At 52.4% G+C, this 18293-nt stretch carries 17 protein-coding genes; 4 read left to right on the forward strand and 13 right to left on the reverse strand.

The features are described 5' to 3' along the window. Positions 1-153: 153 nt before the first annotated feature. A complete protein-coding gene (locus HBA55_RS13050) occupies positions 154-1320 on the forward strand; it encodes a sterol desaturase family protein (RefSeq protein WP_206019785.1) in 1167 nt (388 codons plus the stop codon). On the opposite strand, the gene HBA55_RS13055 is transcribed toward HBA55_RS13050, so the two are convergent. Then, a complete protein-coding gene (locus HBA55_RS13055) occupies positions 1317-2267 on the reverse strand; it encodes an AEC family transporter (RefSeq protein ID WP_166991706.1) in 951 nt (316 codons plus the stop codon). The genes HBA55_RS13050 and HBA55_RS13055 overlap by 4 nt on opposite strands. Positions 2268-2391: 124 nt before the next feature. Beyond that, a complete protein-coding gene (locus HBA55_RS13060) occupies positions 2392-3420 on the reverse strand; it encodes a zinc-binding alcohol dehydrogenase family protein (protein WP_166991709.1) in 1029 nt (342 codons plus the stop codon). A gap of 117 nt (positions 3421-3537) precedes the next feature. Here HBA55_RS13060 and HBA55_RS13065 point away from each other — a divergent pair, with 117 nt between their 5' ends. Both HBA55_RS13065 and HBA55_RS13070 read left to right on the forward strand, forming a co-directional pair. After that, positions 3538-4470 carry a LysR family transcriptional regulator gene (locus HBA55_RS13065; RefSeq protein WP_166991712.1) on the forward strand — a complete coding sequence of 311 codons (933 nt, stop codon included), beginning with the start codon at positions 3538-3540 and terminating at the stop codon, positions 4468-4470. Positions 4471-4609: 139 nt separating this feature from the next. Next, positions 4610-5488 (forward strand): helix-turn-helix domain-containing protein, encoded by an 879-nt coding sequence (locus tag HBA55_RS13070; protein ID WP_206019786.1) that lies wholly within the window; start codon positions 4610-4612, stop codon positions 5486-5488. 8 nt (positions 5489-5496) lie between these two features. Here HBA55_RS13070 and HBA55_RS13075 read toward each other — a convergent pair whose 3' ends face one another. The 8 genes from HBA55_RS13075 to HBA55_RS13110 form a co-directional block, all read right to left on the reverse strand. Beyond that, complete coding sequence (locus tag HBA55_RS13075; protein ID WP_240946054.1) at positions 5497-6390, reverse strand: MBL fold metallo-hydrolase; 894 nt, start codon at positions 6388-6390, stop codon at positions 5497-5499. 139 nt (positions 6391-6529) lie between these two features. Further along, entirely contained in the window at positions 6530-8014 is a 1485-nt protein-coding gene (locus tag HBA55_RS13080; RefSeq protein WP_166991715.1) for an APC family permease, read from the reverse strand. A gap of 55 nt (positions 8015-8069) precedes the next feature. Then, positions 8070-8894: an alpha/beta fold hydrolase gene (locus HBA55_RS13085; protein ID WP_166991718.1), complete on the reverse strand. Its 825-nt coding sequence runs from the start codon at positions 8892-8894 to the stop codon at positions 8070-8072. Next, positions 8891-9346: a lipocalin-like domain-containing protein gene (locus HBA55_RS13090; RefSeq protein ID WP_206019787.1), complete on the reverse strand. Its 456-nt coding sequence runs from the start codon at positions 9344-9346 to the stop codon at positions 8891-8893. Before HBA55_RS13090 ends, HBA55_RS13085 begins: the two co-directional genes overlap by 4 nt. A gap of 41 nt (positions 9347-9387) precedes the next feature. Then, a complete protein-coding gene (locus HBA55_RS13095) occupies positions 9388-10356 on the reverse strand; it encodes a VOC family protein (RefSeq protein WP_166991721.1) in 969 nt (322 codons plus the stop codon). 13 nt (positions 10357-10369) lie between these two features. Beyond that, on the reverse strand, positions 10370-11146 hold the full coding sequence (locus HBA55_RS13100) for a 1,6-dihydroxycyclohexa-2,4-diene-1-carboxylate dehydrogenase (RefSeq protein WP_166991724.1): 777 nt from the start codon (positions 11144-11146) through the stop codon (positions 10370-10372). Between the two features lie 12 nt (positions 11147-11158). Then, positions 11159-11653, reverse strand: a complete 495-nt coding sequence (locus HBA55_RS13105; RefSeq protein ID WP_166991727.1) for an aromatic-ring-hydroxylating dioxygenase subunit beta — start codon at positions 11651-11653, stop codon at positions 11159-11161. Next, positions 11650-12873 (reverse strand): aromatic ring-hydroxylating oxygenase subunit alpha, encoded by a 1224-nt coding sequence (locus tag HBA55_RS13110; protein WP_166991730.1) that lies wholly within the window; start codon positions 12871-12873, stop codon positions 11650-11652. The genes HBA55_RS13105 and HBA55_RS13110 overlap by 4 nt, the downstream gene beginning before the upstream one ends. A gap of 265 nt (positions 12874-13138) precedes the next feature. Here HBA55_RS13110 and trpD point away from each other — a divergent pair, with 265 nt between their 5' ends. Next, on the forward strand, positions 13139-14164 hold the full coding sequence (trpD, locus tag HBA55_RS13115) for an anthranilate phosphoribosyltransferase (protein ID WP_166991734.1): 1026 nt from the start codon (positions 13139-13141) through the stop codon (positions 14162-14164). A 17-nt stretch (positions 14165-14181) separates the two neighbouring features. Here trpD and HBA55_RS13120 read toward each other — a convergent pair whose 3' ends face one another. The 3 genes from HBA55_RS13120 to HBA55_RS13130 are packed head-to-tail and all read right to left on the reverse strand — an operon-like array spanning position 14182 to position 18267. After that, entirely contained in the window at positions 14182-15681 is a 1500-nt protein-coding gene (locus HBA55_RS13120; protein WP_166991736.1) for an aldehyde dehydrogenase, read from the reverse strand. Positions 15682-15723: 42 nt separating this feature from the next. Then, on the reverse strand, positions 15724-17457 hold the full coding sequence (locus HBA55_RS13125; RefSeq protein WP_166991740.1) for an amidohydrolase: 1734 nt from the start codon (positions 17455-17457) through the stop codon (positions 15724-15726). 6 nt (positions 17458-17463) lie between these two features. Then, positions 17464-18267, reverse strand: a complete 804-nt coding sequence (locus HBA55_RS13130; protein WP_277345590.1) for a fumarylacetoacetate hydrolase family protein — start codon at positions 18265-18267, stop codon at positions 17464-17466. Positions 18268-18293: the final 26 nt, after the last annotated feature.

Raw genomic sequence — 18293 nt, forward strand, 5'->3', positions numbered from 1 at the left:
ACACAACATGCACTGCAACCGGGGGCTTGGCGGCTTCTTAAAGACTTTATCCCTGAAGCAGGGCCTACGTCAATGCTGGCCGTGGCAAGCAGCAATTGATCGCGAAATCTGGTAAAAGCGGCGGAAATTGGCCTAAAATTAGGTGCATGGTGAATGGAATCAAAGGGACTGCACGGCATGAAAGAAGGATTCAAATATCAAGACCGACACGTAACACTGGATACCAGCAAGGAATTTCGCGTCGGTGACGGCAAGATCAGTGGCTACAGTGCTGTGTTTCTCGGTGCTTTAAGTCTGCTTGCGGTACTTGCCTATCTATTCCCATCCTATTTAACTACAACGGAACTTCGCCAGGTTTACGACGCGGAGTTTTTACAACATATCCTGAAATACGGCATGTACTTTTCGCTGTTTTTTGGCGCACTGACCTTTGTTTTGGGAAAATATCGACGCATGGGCAGTGTGGGAATTGGCTTGACTTTGACTGCATTTGCTTTGGGCGGTTACACCATTCCGGTCGGACCAGTAGAAGCCAAGAAGCTGTCATTGGGTGTCGATTGGCTAATTCTGGCTTTTCTGGGTTCAGTGTTTGTTTTTATGACTTTGGAAAAACTATTCCCCAAATACCGAAATCAGGTCATATTACGTAGTGAGTGGGGGCTGGATTTATTTTATTTTTGCCTGAATCACTTGGCAATCTCCGCCATCCTCATTTACGCAAACTTTCACGTGGGACACTTTGAGTGGGCTGTAAGTGAAAGTGTTCAAAGCTTTATCCAATCAACTCCTTTGTTTGTTCAGGTAGTTCTTACCGTTCTGGCCGCTGATTTCGTACTCTACTGGGAACACAGACTCTATCACGAAGTCAAAATTCTCTGGCCCATTCATGCGGTGCACCATTCTGTTGAAAATATGGATTGGCTTGCCGGTTCTCGAGGACACTTTTTCCAGGTGTTCTCAGAAAGAGCCATGGTAATGGTACCGCTCTATTTGCTCGGAGTTGACACCACAGCGCTCAATATTTATGTGGCCTTTGCGGCATTACATGCTGTGCTGATTCACTGCAATCTAAGCTGTTCATTTGGCCCTTTAAAATATCTGTTTGTTACGCCCCAATTTCACCATTGGCATCATAGTTCAGAAGAGCCGGCGCTTGATACGAACTATTCAGCACATACTATTGTGTTTGATTGGTTATTTAAGACTTACCATTTACCCGGGGACAAATGGCCCGCAAAGTACGGAACCACAAAACCTTTGCCAAAAAGCTTCCTGGGGCAGGCTCTGTACCCGCTTCGCGCTTTAACGCAGAAAGATTAAAAGCCTGATGTCATTCCCAGCACCAATGTAACTGTCACAAATGCAAGCAGTGTCGTCACCAGTAACACGCTGGCGCAGTAGCTCTGATGTCCGTAAGAAGAGCCGATAATGGGATACATACTCATCATAGGGCAGGCCGCGAAGATAATGGCGGCCTGCTTAAGCATTGGATCCATACCCGGGCTCAACGTAAGAATAAGCAAGAGCACCAACAGGGGATGAAGCAGCAACTTGGCACTGGAGACCAGTGCTATATCTCTGATCGGTACTGAAACGGCCGCCCCCACCAGAGAACCACCGATGATCAACAACGCTACTGGCGCTGCAGCATTGGCCAGTAACTTCAGGCTCATGGCAACGAAGCCGACCAACTCCAACTGCGCCAGTGACGCCAGGATCCCTGCAAACACGGCGATAATAATCGGGTTTTTCACCAGCCTCTGAGTCACCGTCAGCAAAATACCCTTCCAATGACTGTTTTTGCTTCCGGCCGCCGTCTCCAGGCAGGCAAAAGCCAGAGGAAAGAGCACAAGATTCTCGGCCATCACAACCATCACCAGTGCCTGTGCCGGCGGGCTGTCGAAGAATTGCAGCAGAACCGGAAATCCGATAAAAACGCTGTTGGGAAATGCACCGCCCAATGCCTTGAGACCGGCGAAGCTGGTGCTGTCTCCCAACAACCAACGGCTGATGGCAAAAACCGTAAAAAACGCCAGCGCACAAGCACCGCTATAAATCAATAGAAAATCGACATTGAGGACTTTGCCAATCTCCAGCTCAGAGAGCTTGGTGAAGATGAGTGCCGGCAGAGCCAGATAGAGTACAAAGCGGTTCAGACCCGGAATGGTCTCCTGGGGCAGGAGACCGGACCTGACAGCACCAAAGCCGATCAGAATCAACAGAAATATTGGGGCAGTGATGCTGGCAATAATTAACATGTTCAGCATATTAACACACTACCGTCCTCGAAGCACACCCTACTTGTAGATCAATTCAGAAAGCTCCTGAACAGGATTGGAATCGACGCCAGCCCTTCGTATTCGTGGCGACGCTTTATGCAAGAAATGAAATTTAAAAACCCTCCAACACAATTTTGCCAATCGCCTTTCCCGATTCCAGTTCGTGATGTGCGGCTCTAAGATTTTCCGCATTAATGATTCCCAGATTTTTACCAACTGTGGTTTGGAGGTGGCCTTGGTCCACCAGATCCGCCACCCGATTTAACAATTTGCTCTGCTCATCCATATCCTCGGCATTGAACATGGAGCGTGCAAACATAAACTCGATGTGTAACGACAGGCTTTTGGGTTTGATCTTCATAATATCGATCGACTGAGGATCATCAATCATCGCAATTTTACCAAACGGCTGCAGCAACTCAGTATAGGTTTCAAAGTAAGTCTCCGTACTGTTGAGGCTGGCTACGTGTGTAATCTGCCCGATATTCAATGCGTCAATTTGCGGTTGCAAAGGCTGGGTATGGTCGACGACATGATCCGCTCCCAGCTTTTCCACCCAATTGCGGGAGCTTGCGCGAGAAGCTGTAGCAACGATGGTCGCATTGGTCAGAATTTTGGCCAATTGAATCAGAATCGAACCCACGCCACCAGCGGCGCCAACCACCAGCATGACCTCTTGAGCCCCCCGGCTTGATGCCTCAGTGCTTTTCTGCTGAATATTGAGGTGCTCGAACAGCAGTTCCCATGCTGTAATGGCAGTAAGGGGAAGCGCCGCGGCTTCGGCATCCTTCAGGCTCTTGGGCTTAAAACCCACCAACAGCTCGTCCACCAGTTGGTACTCTGCATTGCTACCCTGGCGGTTGAGATCTCCGGCGTAGAAAACCTCATCGCCCGGCTTGAATCCCGTCACCAGCTCTCCGGTGGCGACTACCTCCCCAACAGCGTCCCACCCGATCACTTTTGGGCTTCCATCATCATGAGTCACCATTTGACGTATCTTGTAATCCACGGGATTTACGGCGATGGCTTTGACTTTGACCAGAAGATCACGTCCACGGGCGGTGGGTTGCGGCAGTTCAATGTCCAACAGAGACTCTGAGTTGTCGATGGGCAGGGATTGGGTATAGCCGATAGCTTTCATGGTTCAGGTAGCCTCCGAAGTGGGCGTTCAATTGATAATGTGGCGCCATGATATGCCTTGATTACTACGCAATAAACACTACAATTTAAGAAACATTATCAAAAAATATTTGAAAATATGCAGATCGAAGACCTTCGAGTGGTACTCAAAGTAGCGGAGTTTCGCAGTATCACTGCGGCGGCGGCCAACCTTGATATGCGTACGGCAACCGCCAGCGCGGCGCTCAAACGAGTGGAGGCCACTTTAGGGGCAGAATTGTTTATCCGTACCACCCGCCAGCTTAGGCTTTCTAATGCGGGTGAGCGCTATATCCCCCAATGCCAGCAGGCCCTGCTATTACTGGAACAGGCCCGCCACAATATGCAGGAGGATTCGGACAGCGTGGAGGGCGAGATCCGGGTCGCGGTGTCGTCGGATCTCGGTCGTAACCTGGTAGTACCCTGGCTGGATGAATTTATGGAGACCTACCCCAAGGTCAGCCTGCGAGCCAATATCAGCGACAGTAATATCGATTTCTACCGGGACGCGGTGGATATCGCCATCCGCTACGGCTCACCCAGCGATTCCAATTTGTATGGCTTTAAGATCTGTGATGTACCCAGGCTTCTGTGTGCCACGCAGGGATACCTTGACCAGCACGGCACGCCATCACATCCCCATGACCTGCCCGCTTACAACGGTCTGTTTTATCAACTGCACGACATCATTCACGATGTGTGGGAGTTTTCTCACCAGGGCTCTCAGTTCAAAGTCAAAATGAGTGGCAACCGCGCCTCCAACGACGGCGATCTGGTACGGCGCTGGTGTGTGGCCGGTAAAGGGCTGGCCGCAAAATCCTGCCTGGATGTGTCCGCAGATTTGTTGGCTGGAAATATTGTCAGCATACTGCCGGAGTACCAGCCAAGACCCACCGAATTGTGGCTGGTGTGCCCCAGCCGTCAGTCCATTACACCCGCGGTGCGATTGCTGAGGGACGCCGTAAAAGAGAAGTGCCGGGAGACCCTGCAGCGGTTGATTGACACGGAGATTTTAGACGCAAGTGTACTTTGATTGTTAACCTCAATTGCCCGACAATAGTTCTCTCAGGTAGTAACGCTATGCGCTAAAAGGAGAAGCCCCTATCAAAGCTTCAGACACGCAATCAATTGCTGTGGCGATTGTTGATTATCCGGGCTGTATGCGGTCCGCAGTGCTCGGACTGCAAGAATTGTTTTCTCTCGCCAATATGGTGGCGGAGCAGGAGGATATTCCGCAGCGATTTTCCGTTGACATTATCTCCATGGATGATATCAAGCAGGGTACGATGGCTGTTGATTCACTGAAGGTAATGATCCTTCCACCGAGTCTGGGTGGGGGGTATTACCTTGAGCCCGAACAGGAGCTGCTCGATTGGATTCTGAAGCACCATGCAAAAGGTTCCACCCTATGCTCTGCCTGTGCCGGTGCATTTATTATTGCTGCCAGCGGCCTAAGCGAAGGTCGGCGCTGTACCACTCACTGGGATCTGTCCCATGAGTTTGAAGAGCGCTATCCAAACGTACCTTTGGATAGCAATAAGATTCTGATTAACGATGGCGACCTGATTACCGCCGGAGGTCTGATGTCTTGGGTGGATTTGGGGTTGGAGTTGGTAGCCCAGTTAACTTCACCCATCCTCATGCGCAAGCTCGGCAAACTAATGGTTGTGGATACCGGCCCCCGCGAGCAACGTTACTACAATAGCCTATCGCCCCGCCTCGATCACGGCGATGAGGACATTCTAAAAATACAACATTATATGCAAGCCAACTTTCACCATGCACTCACCGTAAAGGCGCTGGCCGAGCGTGCGCACCTCGGCGAACGTACTTTTTTGCGGCGTTTCCTCAAAGCCACTGGCCATCGCCCCAGTGAATACTTGCAGCGATTACGTATCCGCAAGGCCTGCGAGCTGATCGAAAGCACTAATACCAGTATCGACAATATCGCTTATCAAGTGGGTTACGAAGATAGCAGTGCCTTTCGCAAGACGTTTATCAAAATCATCGGTTTGACGCCCAGAGACTTTAAGAAAAGATTCTGTGCGTAGCAGCAAGCTCAGGGCGCCAAGTAAACCATAGTGGTCCACTGATCACCGTTGAGATAGGCCACACCCCAGGTCGAATCAAAATCCGCCGTTGGTTTGGCGGCAATCACCTGCTCGAGCGTTTTTCCTTCAGCTCTCAACTTGCTCACTCGATCATTAACAGTGGTCAGCATGTGCAGGTAGTTTTCAAGTTCCACTTTAGAGGCGAGCAGGCCATGGCCAGGAATCACTTTAGTATTGTTGTCGATCCTTGCCAGCACCTCTCTTACGCCCCTCACCAGACCGGAGGTGGAACCGCCGCTATCCGCATCAATTACCGGGTAGAGCCCGTTCCAATACAGATCTCCCATGTGCACAACATTGGCACTCTCAAAAAAAACCACCGCATCGCCATCTGTATGCGCCGGGGCCGGGTGCTCTACTCGAATAACATCGTTGTTCCAATGAAAAGTAATGTCCTTATCGAAGGTCAACACCGGTAAAGCAGCGGGATTCGCCGGCGGAATATCCATATTAAAGGCCTGAACGAATTGCCCCTTTGCCATGCGTTCGCGAACATTGTTATGGGCAACAATCAAGGCACCCTCTTGCGAGAATGCCTCATTGCCACCGGTATGATCAAAGTGCCAGTGGGTATTGAGGAGAAACCGGATTGGCTTTTTGCTGATTGCAGAAACTGACTTTCGAATCTTGGCAGACAGCGGAGCAAACTGATCGTCGATCATGAATACGCCATCCTCCCCCGCAGAAACGCCGATATTGCCGCCCTGCCCCATCAGCATATAGATGTCCTTGGTAACCGCAACGGTCTGAATCTCCACTTTATTGATGTCCTGTTGAGCGTTCGACAGCGCCGGCATCGTCAGCAGAAGGGGTATAAGTCCAAGTTTGAACATCTTTTTCATTATGTCATCCGTCAGGTTACAAGTGTGGTCATTTTGCACGGATGCTTATTATGGGAGGTGGCGGCTGGACCTTAGAAGGTCAGAATCGACATTTATAGGGGTCAAACTGACAAATTTCTGCGCCTTGTGGCCGCTGCCTCTAGCGACCAGCTCCAGAGAGGTGCCCAAGAATCATATTGGCCCTTTCTTCATGACTCATATCCTTACGACTCTGGCGTACCCAGTAACACAGAATGCCAAAGACACTCCATAGGGCGACGATACTGAACTCTGCTGATTGCAACTGCCCTGGGCTCCCTGGCACCGTCATCAATAATACCAACAACAGTGAAACGGAGGCACCGGCGTATAGCGTGCCCGTACTTGCACGATAAGGGCGTTCCAGATCCGGGGCAATTTTTCGAAGGCGGATGGCCGACAAACAGGTCATCAACAGCGCCAATGCAAAGGTGAGTGAACCACTGCTGACAATGGGCACCAGCGCCGATTTTCCGATAAAGGGGCCGCACAGGGAAATAGCACCAACGAACAACAGCGCATTGCTGGGCGTTCGATGTTTTTCATGTATCTTGCCGAACCAGCTGGGGATCATACCACCGCGACCGAGGGAGAAGAGAATGCGGGAAGAAGCGATATAAAAGCCGTTAAGCGTGGATATCAGTCCCAACAGTGAAGTAAAGAGCACCAGCTGAGCCGCCCACTCTGTGTCAAATGCAACTCTGAAAACTTCAGCTGTGGGCATCACGTCTTTTTGTTTCAGCATCTCGCTCAACTGTTCCGAAGAGACGCTCATCCCAACCGCAAGAATAATCAGCACGTAAAAAATGGCACCCAGTATGATGCACGCCAAAATGGCTACCCCCAGCTGCTGTGGTTTCATTTCAACCCCGGACTCTTCCGCAGCCTGCGGGATCGTATCAAAGCCGGCCATAAAATAGGGAGCGACCACAAGCACCGAGATGATCGAGGCAGGCACTATCGCCCAACCGCTACCCCCACCTGAGAGCGTGGCCGCAGAAAAAGCAGGGATCAGGTTGGCGAGGTCGCCGTTGGCAAGTGCCGTTGTAATGAATACCAGACTACACCCGGCAATAGCATAGATCAGCCACAGCTGAGCCTGTGCGGAATTCTTCGCGCCACGAATATTTAACCAGATCAGAAACCCTCCAGCTAAAGAGCCCGGAATAATAGTGGACCAGCTGACCCTGTAACCACCGATTGAATACAGGGTCTCAGTCACCAGAGCGCTGTTCATGGCCTCCAGCAGAGCACCAATGGCTATGGTTTCAAAGGGCGTAATCGCAATATAACTCAGCGCCAGGGCCCACGCCGTTACAAAGGACACCAAAGAGCCGAAGGCCCGAAAAGTAAACGCCATTTCACCACCGGCTACGGGCAAGGCAGAGGTCAATTCCGCGTAGCACTTGCCGACAGGAATCAACAGCAGCCCACAGATGGCAAAAGCCAGCATTGCGCCGAGCGGACCACCGTCCTGGATCCATTGACCCGCATATACCAGCCAGCCAATTCCAATAATGGCCCCGAGCCCAACCCCAAGATAGCTGCTGAAGGAAATCGACTTCTCCAGTGTTGGGCGCTCGACTGTTTTGACATCGTTTTGCATATTACCAATAGTACCTTTGTTATCTGTTCTTATTGTATGGTTGTTTTGGATCGGATCAGCGACTAAAGAATTCCTCGATCAATTTGGAGAACTCCGCCTTTTTTTCAATTTGGGTCCAGTGGCCGCATTCACCAAATACGTGCAAGTCCGAGTGTTCTATCAGCTGGTGAAGCTTCAAACTGCTGGCCAAGGGGATGATCCGGTCGTCGCGACCATGAACAATCAATACCTGATGCGGCAAGCTTTTTAAAGCAGCTTCCGGTGTTGCCAGAGCGCCGATATGTCTTTGTCTGGGAGCTGGGAACAGACTGGCAAAACTTTCTTGGTAACCGGGCCGGACGCTGGCCTCATAACGCGAACGTACCAGTTCATCACTGATAAACTCCGTGTGATAGGCAAATGACTCCATCAGTGCCTGCATATTTTCAATGGATGGTTCATAGCCCCAGGCCTGATCCAAGCCTTCAGTCAGCTCAAACTCGGTGCCCACTGATCCCATCAGGACAAACCGCCCCACCCGTTCCGGGTAACGTGCCGCCAGCGCCAGGGTGAGTGCGCCGCCAAAGGAATTGCCCACAAAGTGAGCCTGTTCTATGTCCAGTGCATCCATCAAACCGGCGATATGGTCGACCCAAAAATCCAGATGGTAGTCAATACCCGGCTTACGTTCAGTATAGCCAAAACCGGCAACATCGGGGGCAACCACCCGAAATGACTTGGCCAACCCCGGTATGGTCAGGCGCCAGTTTGCATAGGCAGTCACTCCGGCACCAGAGCCATGCAGCAGGATGATAGCTTGGCCCTCACCCTGGTCAAGATAGTTGGTTTCTATACCATTGGCGTTAATGCGGTAACCGATTTCCGGATCGTTCTGGTTCATGATACATCCCCTGAAGTCTGCGTGGTTCCCGAATCCTTCTCCCAAATCAGGTAGGAAGTTCTTGCCTCGGGTGTTCCTTCTTCAATTCTGGCAGTGATGTACAGCACCCCTGCCTCAAGTTTCACTGTTCTGTGTTGATTATTATCAATCCAGTCAGGAAACAGACTGATTTCGATATGATGGGTGACCTGATCGTTGGATAGCGTGTATCGACCGAAATAGGTGAGATATTGATCATAGGCCCGGGCCTTTTCTTCATCGCTGGCGGTCCATTGCTTTCCAGTACTGAATGGAGGGCGTCCGGCTTTCTGAATGGCGCAGTACATAGCACCGTCGGCGCCATAAAAGATTTTGCCCTGCACATCCTCTCCGAACGGATAAACGACTCTGCCGTCATCGTACCTCTGTTCCATAGACATGAGATTCCAGAGACCCAGGAGGTGTTGTTTCATGATCATTTCTGAAGGTTACTCTCTTAATTGTCAATTGTCGGTCAGCGGAAGTATTTCAGATCAAACGCGTCAGAGTGGTTGACCTGAGTCTTCTCCAAAATACCCTTGTCCGCCGCGAATTTGAGTTTTAGCCGTGCGGCCTCCCTCGCCTCTGGAGGCAGCCAGGTGCGTTCGTGCCCCCAGATGCTGGGGCCATAGAGCGAATGAGGCTCCCAGCCATCGTCGATAAGGCGTCCCGCCCAACCGGTTTCAATCATAAAGCCGCCTGGTGTTCTCGAATAAAACGACGTCATGTGATCGTTGGAATGTCTTCCCAGAGTCACCGTGACACAATCCGGTTTTTCCAACGCCATGTCGTAGAGTCGGCCCACGTCATCCAGGTAGTTGTATTCCACCATAACATGGTGGATTCCCTGAGCTTCGTTTTCGATCACGGCAATGGAGTGATGCCTGGGATTAACATGAAAAAAAGAAGCTCTGAACGGGCTTTCTTCGACGTAGTCGCTTAACCGTAGCCCGAGCACTTTATCGTAGAAGCGCCCCATGGCCTTGAAATTCCGGGTAGTCAAGGCGACATGTCCAATGCCGAGTTCACCGGTCCTGAATCCGCCGATAGGACGAGAGGGTAAAAAAGCCTGTTGGGCCTGCTCCGCGTTGCAATAAATTTCGATCCTGTTGCCGTCGGGATCCAGAAACCAGATAAGGTTGCGAACATGCCGACTTTTGCACTCACACAGGTCACCCGCATGGACGTTAATGCCGCTATCTGACAAGCCTGCACCGAACGCTTCCAAAGCCGCCATATCGTCAACCTCAAAACCGAGGAAAGCCAGACCGTTGCTTTCGGCAGGGACGATCAACATCCTTTGCAGCCGTTCATCCATACGCAATTCAAGCGCGCCGGAGTCCGTTTCCTTTACCTCCATTCCCAGAAATTCAGCGGCATAGGAACGCCACTGCTCAACATTGGGCGAGGCAAACCCAACATAACCAAGCTGCGTAATTCGCATAGTATTTTCTCTGTTACCCGATTCCACCACCGGCGACGTGTACAACCTCGCCCGTGATATAGGCGGCTTCCTCCGACGCCAGAAAAGCGATGGTCGCCGCCACTTCGTCCGCCTCTCCCAAACGCGCCAAATAGCTGTCTTGTAAGCTCTGTGTCATCACATCGCGATGCCAGTGTCTTTCCTGTTCCGTCGGCGCTTCCGCCTTCCTGGGTATGACACGGTTGGCTTTGATGGCACCTGGGGACACACTATTCACACGCACACCACGGTCTCCGAGCTCTCGGGCCATTGCCACTGTCATCGCCTGTACACCGCCTTTGGCCGCTGCGTAAGGCACCCGATAAATGCCGCGGGTAGCCACGGACCCAACGTTGACGATAGAACCGGCACTGCATTGAATCATGCCCGGGATCACCGCCCGACAACATCGCAAGGTCGGCCACAGAGACCGATTGATCTCTCGCTGCATTTCTTCGTCGCTGTATTCCCAGAAAGGCTTGGTCCAGAGCGTGCCGCCCACATTATTGACAAGAACGTCAATTCGATCGAATTCGCCCCCAATCTGAGTCAACATACTGTCCACCCCGACAGCGGTTTCAAGATCGGCCACAACCACAAATGCCCGGCCTCCGGAAGATAGAATCTCCTGGCACACCGCCTCGCAGGCGTTTTCCTCTCTATCGACCAAAGCAACCCATGCACCCTCAGAGGCAAGACGCATGGCGGTAGCCCGTCCTATACCTTGGGCCGCTCCGGTGATGACAGCGTTTTTGTGTTCAAACCTCAACATCGCATACTCCGGTCACAATGGATAGGCCATAAAACGCTCCACTACTGAGGAATCGGTCACCACCTTCTTGGACAAGAACAGCGCTTGGTCTTTATCAACCACCACTTGATCGAAATAGACACCGGTGGCGAACAGCGTTGAGCGACCCGTTTCCTCGGGTGTGGTCATGACCATAAAATTCGACTCCACCTCATACTTTCCTGCACCCATGTCCCGACAGGCCGTACGCTGCACAAAATGGCGGGTGGCGTAATCGGCGTAGGTGCCTGGCCATACTTTGTTGACGATTGTGACCCGGTCTTGCAGTCTCTGATAATTGTCGTCCATTACCAGTGCCATGGCATGGTTGGCTCTCAGGTTTTCCGCCGTGGTATAGACGTAGGATGCTTCAGCAACCTGGCAGAAGGTTGAGAGCCAGCCCTCCATGTCCTTGGCGTCGATGACAGCAATATACCGTGTTTGAAGATCGTCAATTTTTGACAAGACGTCGCTGCAGATTTGTTTCATGACTGCTCCTTCGGATAGCCCATGGTTTGTCGATAATGCTCCCATCCGGGCAGGTTAGCGGCCTCGTCACTTTGCTGAAACTCTTCCGGAATGCCGTGATCATCCGTCACGCCTTTCAGAAAGACGGCATTGCCAGGTGTTGTACCTGCGGTGTGCAAGCGGTGAAACACGGCCGCGTCTTCCATACTGACCATACCGCAGGGGCCCAGCAGATTGGACGCCTGGCGAACCCGGTGGCGAATCATCTCTTCGTCATCTTCAGCCCGGCCGAAATAGGTGTAGTGCACTTCAGTTTCATCGACTGAGATTGGATTGGCAAAGCGGATTCCAATGGTATTGAGATGTCGGGTCATTCCGGATATGGGAAACAGTCGCACACTGGCGGAGGAGCACTCCGAGGCTTCGCCTTTGAATTCAATAAGACTGGGGTCCTTGAGGCGGTTGACTTCTTCAGGCAGAGTCACCTCGCCGACATAGCTGCGGTGCCCACGCGCATTGGCAGTCTGGTGTCCACTGCCACCGGACCAATTCAACATCTGGAAAGCCGTGTGCAGCAGCCCCGCGTGATAGGTGTCGTTGTCGTGAAAGGTCTTCCAGTTTGCATGAAAAACCACCTTCTGAGCCCCCAGTAAACGCAGATTGCCGTCACCGCCAAATACCTGGGCAATTTTGTCTATGTAACCCTCCAGGTATTCTTCGATGGGGGGCGTTTCCGGATTAAAGGTCACCAGAATCAACCCGTGGACAATGGCCATGCGCGGTCGATCCAACGGGTAGTTCGACTTATCGAAATCGGACGGAAAGTCACCGGGTTTGTTGGGGCAACCGATCAGGTCTCCCTTGGCGTTAAAAAGCCAGCTATGGTATGGGCACCTGAATCTAAGTTTGTTGCCCGATGTTGCGGTTTCCAACTGCACACCCCGATGGGAGCAGGCGTTATAGTAAACGTTGATTTCTCCATCGTTGTCGCGGGTGATCAGGAGAGGAACACGCCCCACCTGTGTGGTTTTAAAATCGCCAATATTGGGGATTTCCGCCTCATGGGCGATCATCAACCATTCTTTTCCATAGAAGATTCGAGCCAATTCTTCTTCGAAAACGTCTGGTCGAACAAAGATCTCCTTGGGCAGGAGATTGGCCTTTTGAGGCCAGATGATCGGCGGATTAGCGCCTTTAGCGTCTTGCTTTTCGGTTGCGATGATCTCGGCATGGTTGGTCATATCGTCTGCACCATTCTAACTACCTTCACTGGGAACCCTGTGGCCCCAAACTCTGGAAATCATTGTCGACGGGTCGCCACACTGGCGCAATGGAGATAAGGGTATTCACAGACCGGGAATTTTATAATGTGAAATGCGGCATCCGCCCCAAAGATCATCACCTCCGGATTTACCTCTGATTGCGCTTTTTTAGCATTTGGCCCGTGTGGTAAAATCCCTGGGATTTCCATCGGAAAACTAAGAATTCACTGTGAGGTTACAAAGCATGAACAGCCGGGAGGCACTTGATAAAGTCTCTAGCGGAGTTGGACTCAGCCGCGAAGAAATGAAAGCAGCCATGTCGGCAATCATGAGCGGCCAATGGACCGACACGCAGATCGCGGGCTTGTTGATAGGGCTGCGCACCAAGGGCGAATCCGTTGATGAAATTACCGCCGCGGCAGAAGTCATGCGAGAGTTTTCCGAGCCCGTTAACGTCGGTGTCACACCTCTGGTCGATGTTGTGGGCACCGGCGGCGATGGCGCCAACCTGTTTAACGTATCATCCGCCTCAGCGTTTGTGGTCGCGAGTAGTGGCGCCCGAGTAGCCAAACACGGCAACCGGGGCGTATCCGGCGTCAGCGGCAGTGCCGATGTCCTGGAACGTCTGGGTATCAACGTCAATCTTCCCACGCCTCGCCTTGAGCAATCCATACGCGAGCTGGGAATCGGGTTTATGTTCGCGCAAAACTACCACACGGCGATGAAAAATGTGATCAAGGCACGAAGGGAGTTAGGGGTTCGAACCATCTTCAATATCCTTGGCCCATTAAGCAATCCCGCTGGCGCAACCCGCTTGCTCGTCGGTGCTTTTTCCCGCTCTTTGCTTAAACCCATGGCCGAAGTCCTTCGCAGGCTCGGCGCCGAACATGTGATGGTGGTGCATGCTGAAGACGGGCTGGACGAAATCAGCCTGGCAACCGGCACCCACGCCATAGAGCTAAAAGATGACAGACTTATCGAACATTTTCTGACACCGGAACAGTTCGGTATCCAGCAACAGAGTCTCGAAGGTCTGATCATAAACAGCTCAGCAGATTCAGCGGCCTTGATTCGAGACGCCTTGGGTGAACAGAAAGGGGCCTATTGCAAGAAAGCGGTTGATATCATTTCACTTAATGCCGGTGCGGCGATCTATGTGAGTGGCAACGCCGATTCAATTGAGGACGGTGTTGGACTCGCGCGCGAACTCATTGACTCCGGCAAAGCCCTTGAGAAAATGGAAGCTCTGGCGCAGTTTTGCCAGAGCTAGTGTAGTGTCCTGCCTGGTTACCTCATTACAAAAGGATTAGCGACCTTTCCGGTTGTATCAATCCAGACGGTTTTGGTTTGCAGGTAAGCATCAATCGCTTCCTGACCATTCTCCCGACCAATGCCACTGGATTTGTAGCCGCCAAACGGTGCCAGGAAACTGGCGGCGCGGTAGCAGTTTATCCACACCGTGCCCGCCTCCAGGCGGTTTGACATGCGCAGCGAACGTCCAATGTCAGACGTCCACACGCCCGCCGCCAGTCCATAGGGTGAGTCGTTGGCAATGGATAAGGCCTCCGCTTCATCGTCAAAGGGAATCACGGCCAGCACCGGTCCAAACACCTCTTCTCTGGCAATACGCATTTGGTTGTTTACGCCGGTAAGTACCGTGGGCTCGACAAACCACCCCCCGCCCAACGTCGAGGCATCAGGCACCCCGCCCCCGAGAACACACTGGGCCCCTTCATCTCTGGCGATTTGAATATAATCCAGAATGCGTTGAAGTTGAGGCTGCGTGGTTACGGGACCCACCTGGGTATCGGCCCGCTTGGGATCACCCATAATCGCTGTTTTTGCCAATTCCACCAAACGTTCAACCACCTGGTCATGTACACTGCGTTGCACCAACAATCGGGAACCGGCGATGCAGGTTTGCCCTGTGGCCGCGAATATGCCGGATATCGCACCGTTAACGGCATTTTCCAGGTTGGCGTCCTCAAAAATGATGTTTGGGGATTTGCCGCCCAGTTCGAGTGTGACGGGCTTCAGTCCCTCAGCAGCGGATCGATAAACGGAAAGTCCACCCGCGTCGCCGCCGGTAAAAGCCACTTTGCGGACATCCGGGTGCCGAACCAGAGGTTCGCCCACTTCTGCGGGAAAACCCGTCACACTATTGACCACACCCGGCGGGAAACCGGCTTTTTCAAAAAGCGCCAGAAATGCCAAGGTTGACGCCGAGGTGTGCTCTGACGGTTTGACCACGCAAGTATTACCTGCGGCCAGAGCGGGCGCCAGTTTCCAGGTTAACAACATCAACGGTGAATTCCAGGGAGTGATGCAGGCAACGACGCCCAGGGGTTCGCGACAAGTGTGCGCGTGCATTCCAGGCTTATCGATGGGCAGTACGTCACCTTGGATTTTGTCAGCGAGCCCCCCAAAATAGCGGAACCATTGAGGAATATAATTCAGTTGGCCACGAACCTCCTGAATCAGCTTGCCATTGTCCCTGACTTCCAAGGCAATCAATCGCTCCGCTTCCTCGGCGATGATATCCGCCAGCCGGTTCAGCAGCTGACCCCGTGCGGTTGCCGTGATATCGCGCCAGGCGGGATCGTAGAATGCATTGCGTGCGGCCTCTACAGCGGCATTAACATCGTTGGGGCCACACTTGGGTATCTGTGCCCAGGGTTGTCCGGTATTGGGATCTACAGTGGTGAACCAGCTGCCCGCTGCACCGGCCGGTTGACCGCCAATCGTGTTTTCAAAACGGATCAGATCTGCCGTTGATTCAGAAACCATTTCAGAACCTCATGGATTAATGATGTAAAAAGTATGGAACACTCACTGTTGATGGACAACTTCGCCCCCGAATAATGTCATCACCACCTTGGTGTTGCCGATTTCTTCTGTGGGTATTTCAAACAGATTCTGGTTGAGCACAATCACGTCAGCGCGCTTGCCCACGGCGATTGATCCGGTTTCCTCGCCAAGGCCAATACCCCGGGAGCCGTTTAGCGTGTAGATTTGCAGTGCTTGCTGCAGGGTAATTCCCTGTTCTGGCCATAGCGCGTCCTCCGGGTAATCACCCCAAGGATTGCGCCGGGATATCATGGCTTCCATCCCCACCCATGGGTTCATACTGGACAGGGCTCCGGCGGGCCAATCCGAACCGGCAACCACCTCCGCCCCCTGCTCCATCAAGGTTCGAATGGGCCAATACTGTTGACCTCGCTGGCCCACTGCACGCTGAATCGATTCCACTTTGACCGAGGGAAACCAAATATAGGGCGACACTTCCGCCACCGCATTCAGTTCCGCGAATCTGGGTATATCTTCAGGATCGATAAATCCGGCATGAGAAACTTCGTGGCGCAAACCGCTGTTACCGTTTTTGTGCCTCGCGGATTCGATGGCGTCCAGCGTTACCCGAACTGACCGATCTCCGGCTGCGTGCACCTTCACCGTAATACCCAGCCGGTCCAGGGTTCCGATAAGGTTTCCCAGAATGTCAGGGGGATACAACAGCATGCCTGCGTTACTCTCTGCCCCCTTATGGGCAGGGGTATATTCGGACAGCATCGCCGCGGTACGAGAGGACGAAGGCACACCATCCATCAGAACTTTTGCATAGGCAGTTCTGACGAATTTCCCCTGATGAGTGTTAATCAATCGCTTGAATGCCGCCTCATCCAGGTTCATGCCTTTGTCGAGCATAGGGATGATGGAAGTCGCCACCGCCGTGTGTACTGACAACTGCCCGCGATCATCCAGGGTCTTGAGCGCTTTGAGAATTGCAGGGCTGCCCATGGCCGCCTTCATGCCGGTAATGCCGAAGGAATTGGCCGCTTTGATACTTTTTGTCGCCGCCTGTAGATACTGTCTGTCAGTCCAGTCGGGGACCTTGGCCAACACTGGGTCGGCAGCACTTTCATACAACAGACCATTGGGCTCTCCCTTCTCGTCTCTGACGATTTTACCTCCGGGGATCTCTTCCGAGTGTCGGTCAAATCCTGCCAGCGCCAGCGCTTTGCTGTTAGCCCAATGATTGTGAAACGACGTATCCCTCAGGATAATGGCTTTGCCGCCGGAAATGCGGTCCAGCCAGCGCCGAGGGGATGGAATATCGTTTTCCAGAAAAAAATCCGTGCGCCACTGTCCGCCAATAATCCACTCGGCGTCTGGATTCTCTTTTACGCATTGAGAAACCACCGCTTGGACGGCATCCGCGTCCAGCGCTCCTGAAAAGGAGCATTCGAACAGAGTGGTGGTAAATCCGTAAACGGGATGTACATGCAGATCGTTTAACCCGGGCAAAGCCATCTTGCCCTTGAGGTCAACGATCTTTGTGTTGGCGCCGCGAAGTTGATCAGCACCTTTGGCAGTGCCTACATAACTGATTTTTCCATCATTGATGGCAACCGCTTGTGCCCAGGCGCTATCGCCCGACAGGGTATAGATTTTTCCGTTGGTAAGAATAGTGTCTGCGACCGGTTGAGCGACAGCGGCAGATTGCATTCCAGCGAAAGACACCGACATCAGAGCAAACAGGTGTGTCAGAATTTTTTTCTTTATCATTATTGGTCAAGCCCCTATTTTCATTGACACGGATCCGACGCCGTGCAGCTCCATAAACATGTCGTCACCTGGGGCAACCGGCTCAAGCGGCACCATGGATCCGGACAAAATCACCTCGCCTGCCTTGAAGGGGATGTCATACTTACCCAGGGTATTGGCCAACCAGGCAACTGCCGTCAAGGGATTGCCCTGGACCGCGCAGCCATAGCCTTCACTGAGGGGCTGCCCATTCTTAAACACCGAAACCTTGAGCTCGGCCAGATCGAACTGCCTGGGATCGACAGCTTGTTCTCCCAGAACATAGGCGCCGCAAGAGGCATTGTCGGCAACGGTGTCCTCAATCTTGATTTGCCAGTTTTCGATCCTGGAATCGACAATCTCAAAGCAGGGAATAATCGACTCTGTGGCCGCCAACACATCCTGTTCGGTAATGCCGGGTCCGACCAGATCCTGATTCAAAAAAAATGCGATTTCCGCTTCTGCGCGAGGCTGTATCAAATTGCCCGACAAGGGGATTTGCGCATGGTCCCGATATGCCATTTTGTCAGTCAGAAAACCAAAATCCGGTTGATAGACATTGAGCATCTGCTGAACCGCTGGGCTGGTCACTCCTATCTTTTTGCCGATCACGACTTCCCCGGCATCCCGACGACGTTGCAAGAATTGCAGAGAAATATGATAGGCGTCGTCAAGACTGATGTTCGGGTAACGAGAAGTCAAAGGAGCCACGGTATGGCCGCCTCTCATTGCCTCGTACAATTCGTCGCCACAATCCGATATCGATTGTTGATCCATCGATTGTTGATCCATAGTAGGTCCACCTGGTTGGTAAGTGC

Source organism: Pseudomaricurvus alkylphenolicus, assembly GCF_011683955.1.
Taxonomy (GTDB): Bacteria; Pseudomonadota; Gammaproteobacteria; order Pseudomonadales; family Cellvibrionaceae; genus Pseudomaricurvus; species Pseudomaricurvus alkylphenolicus.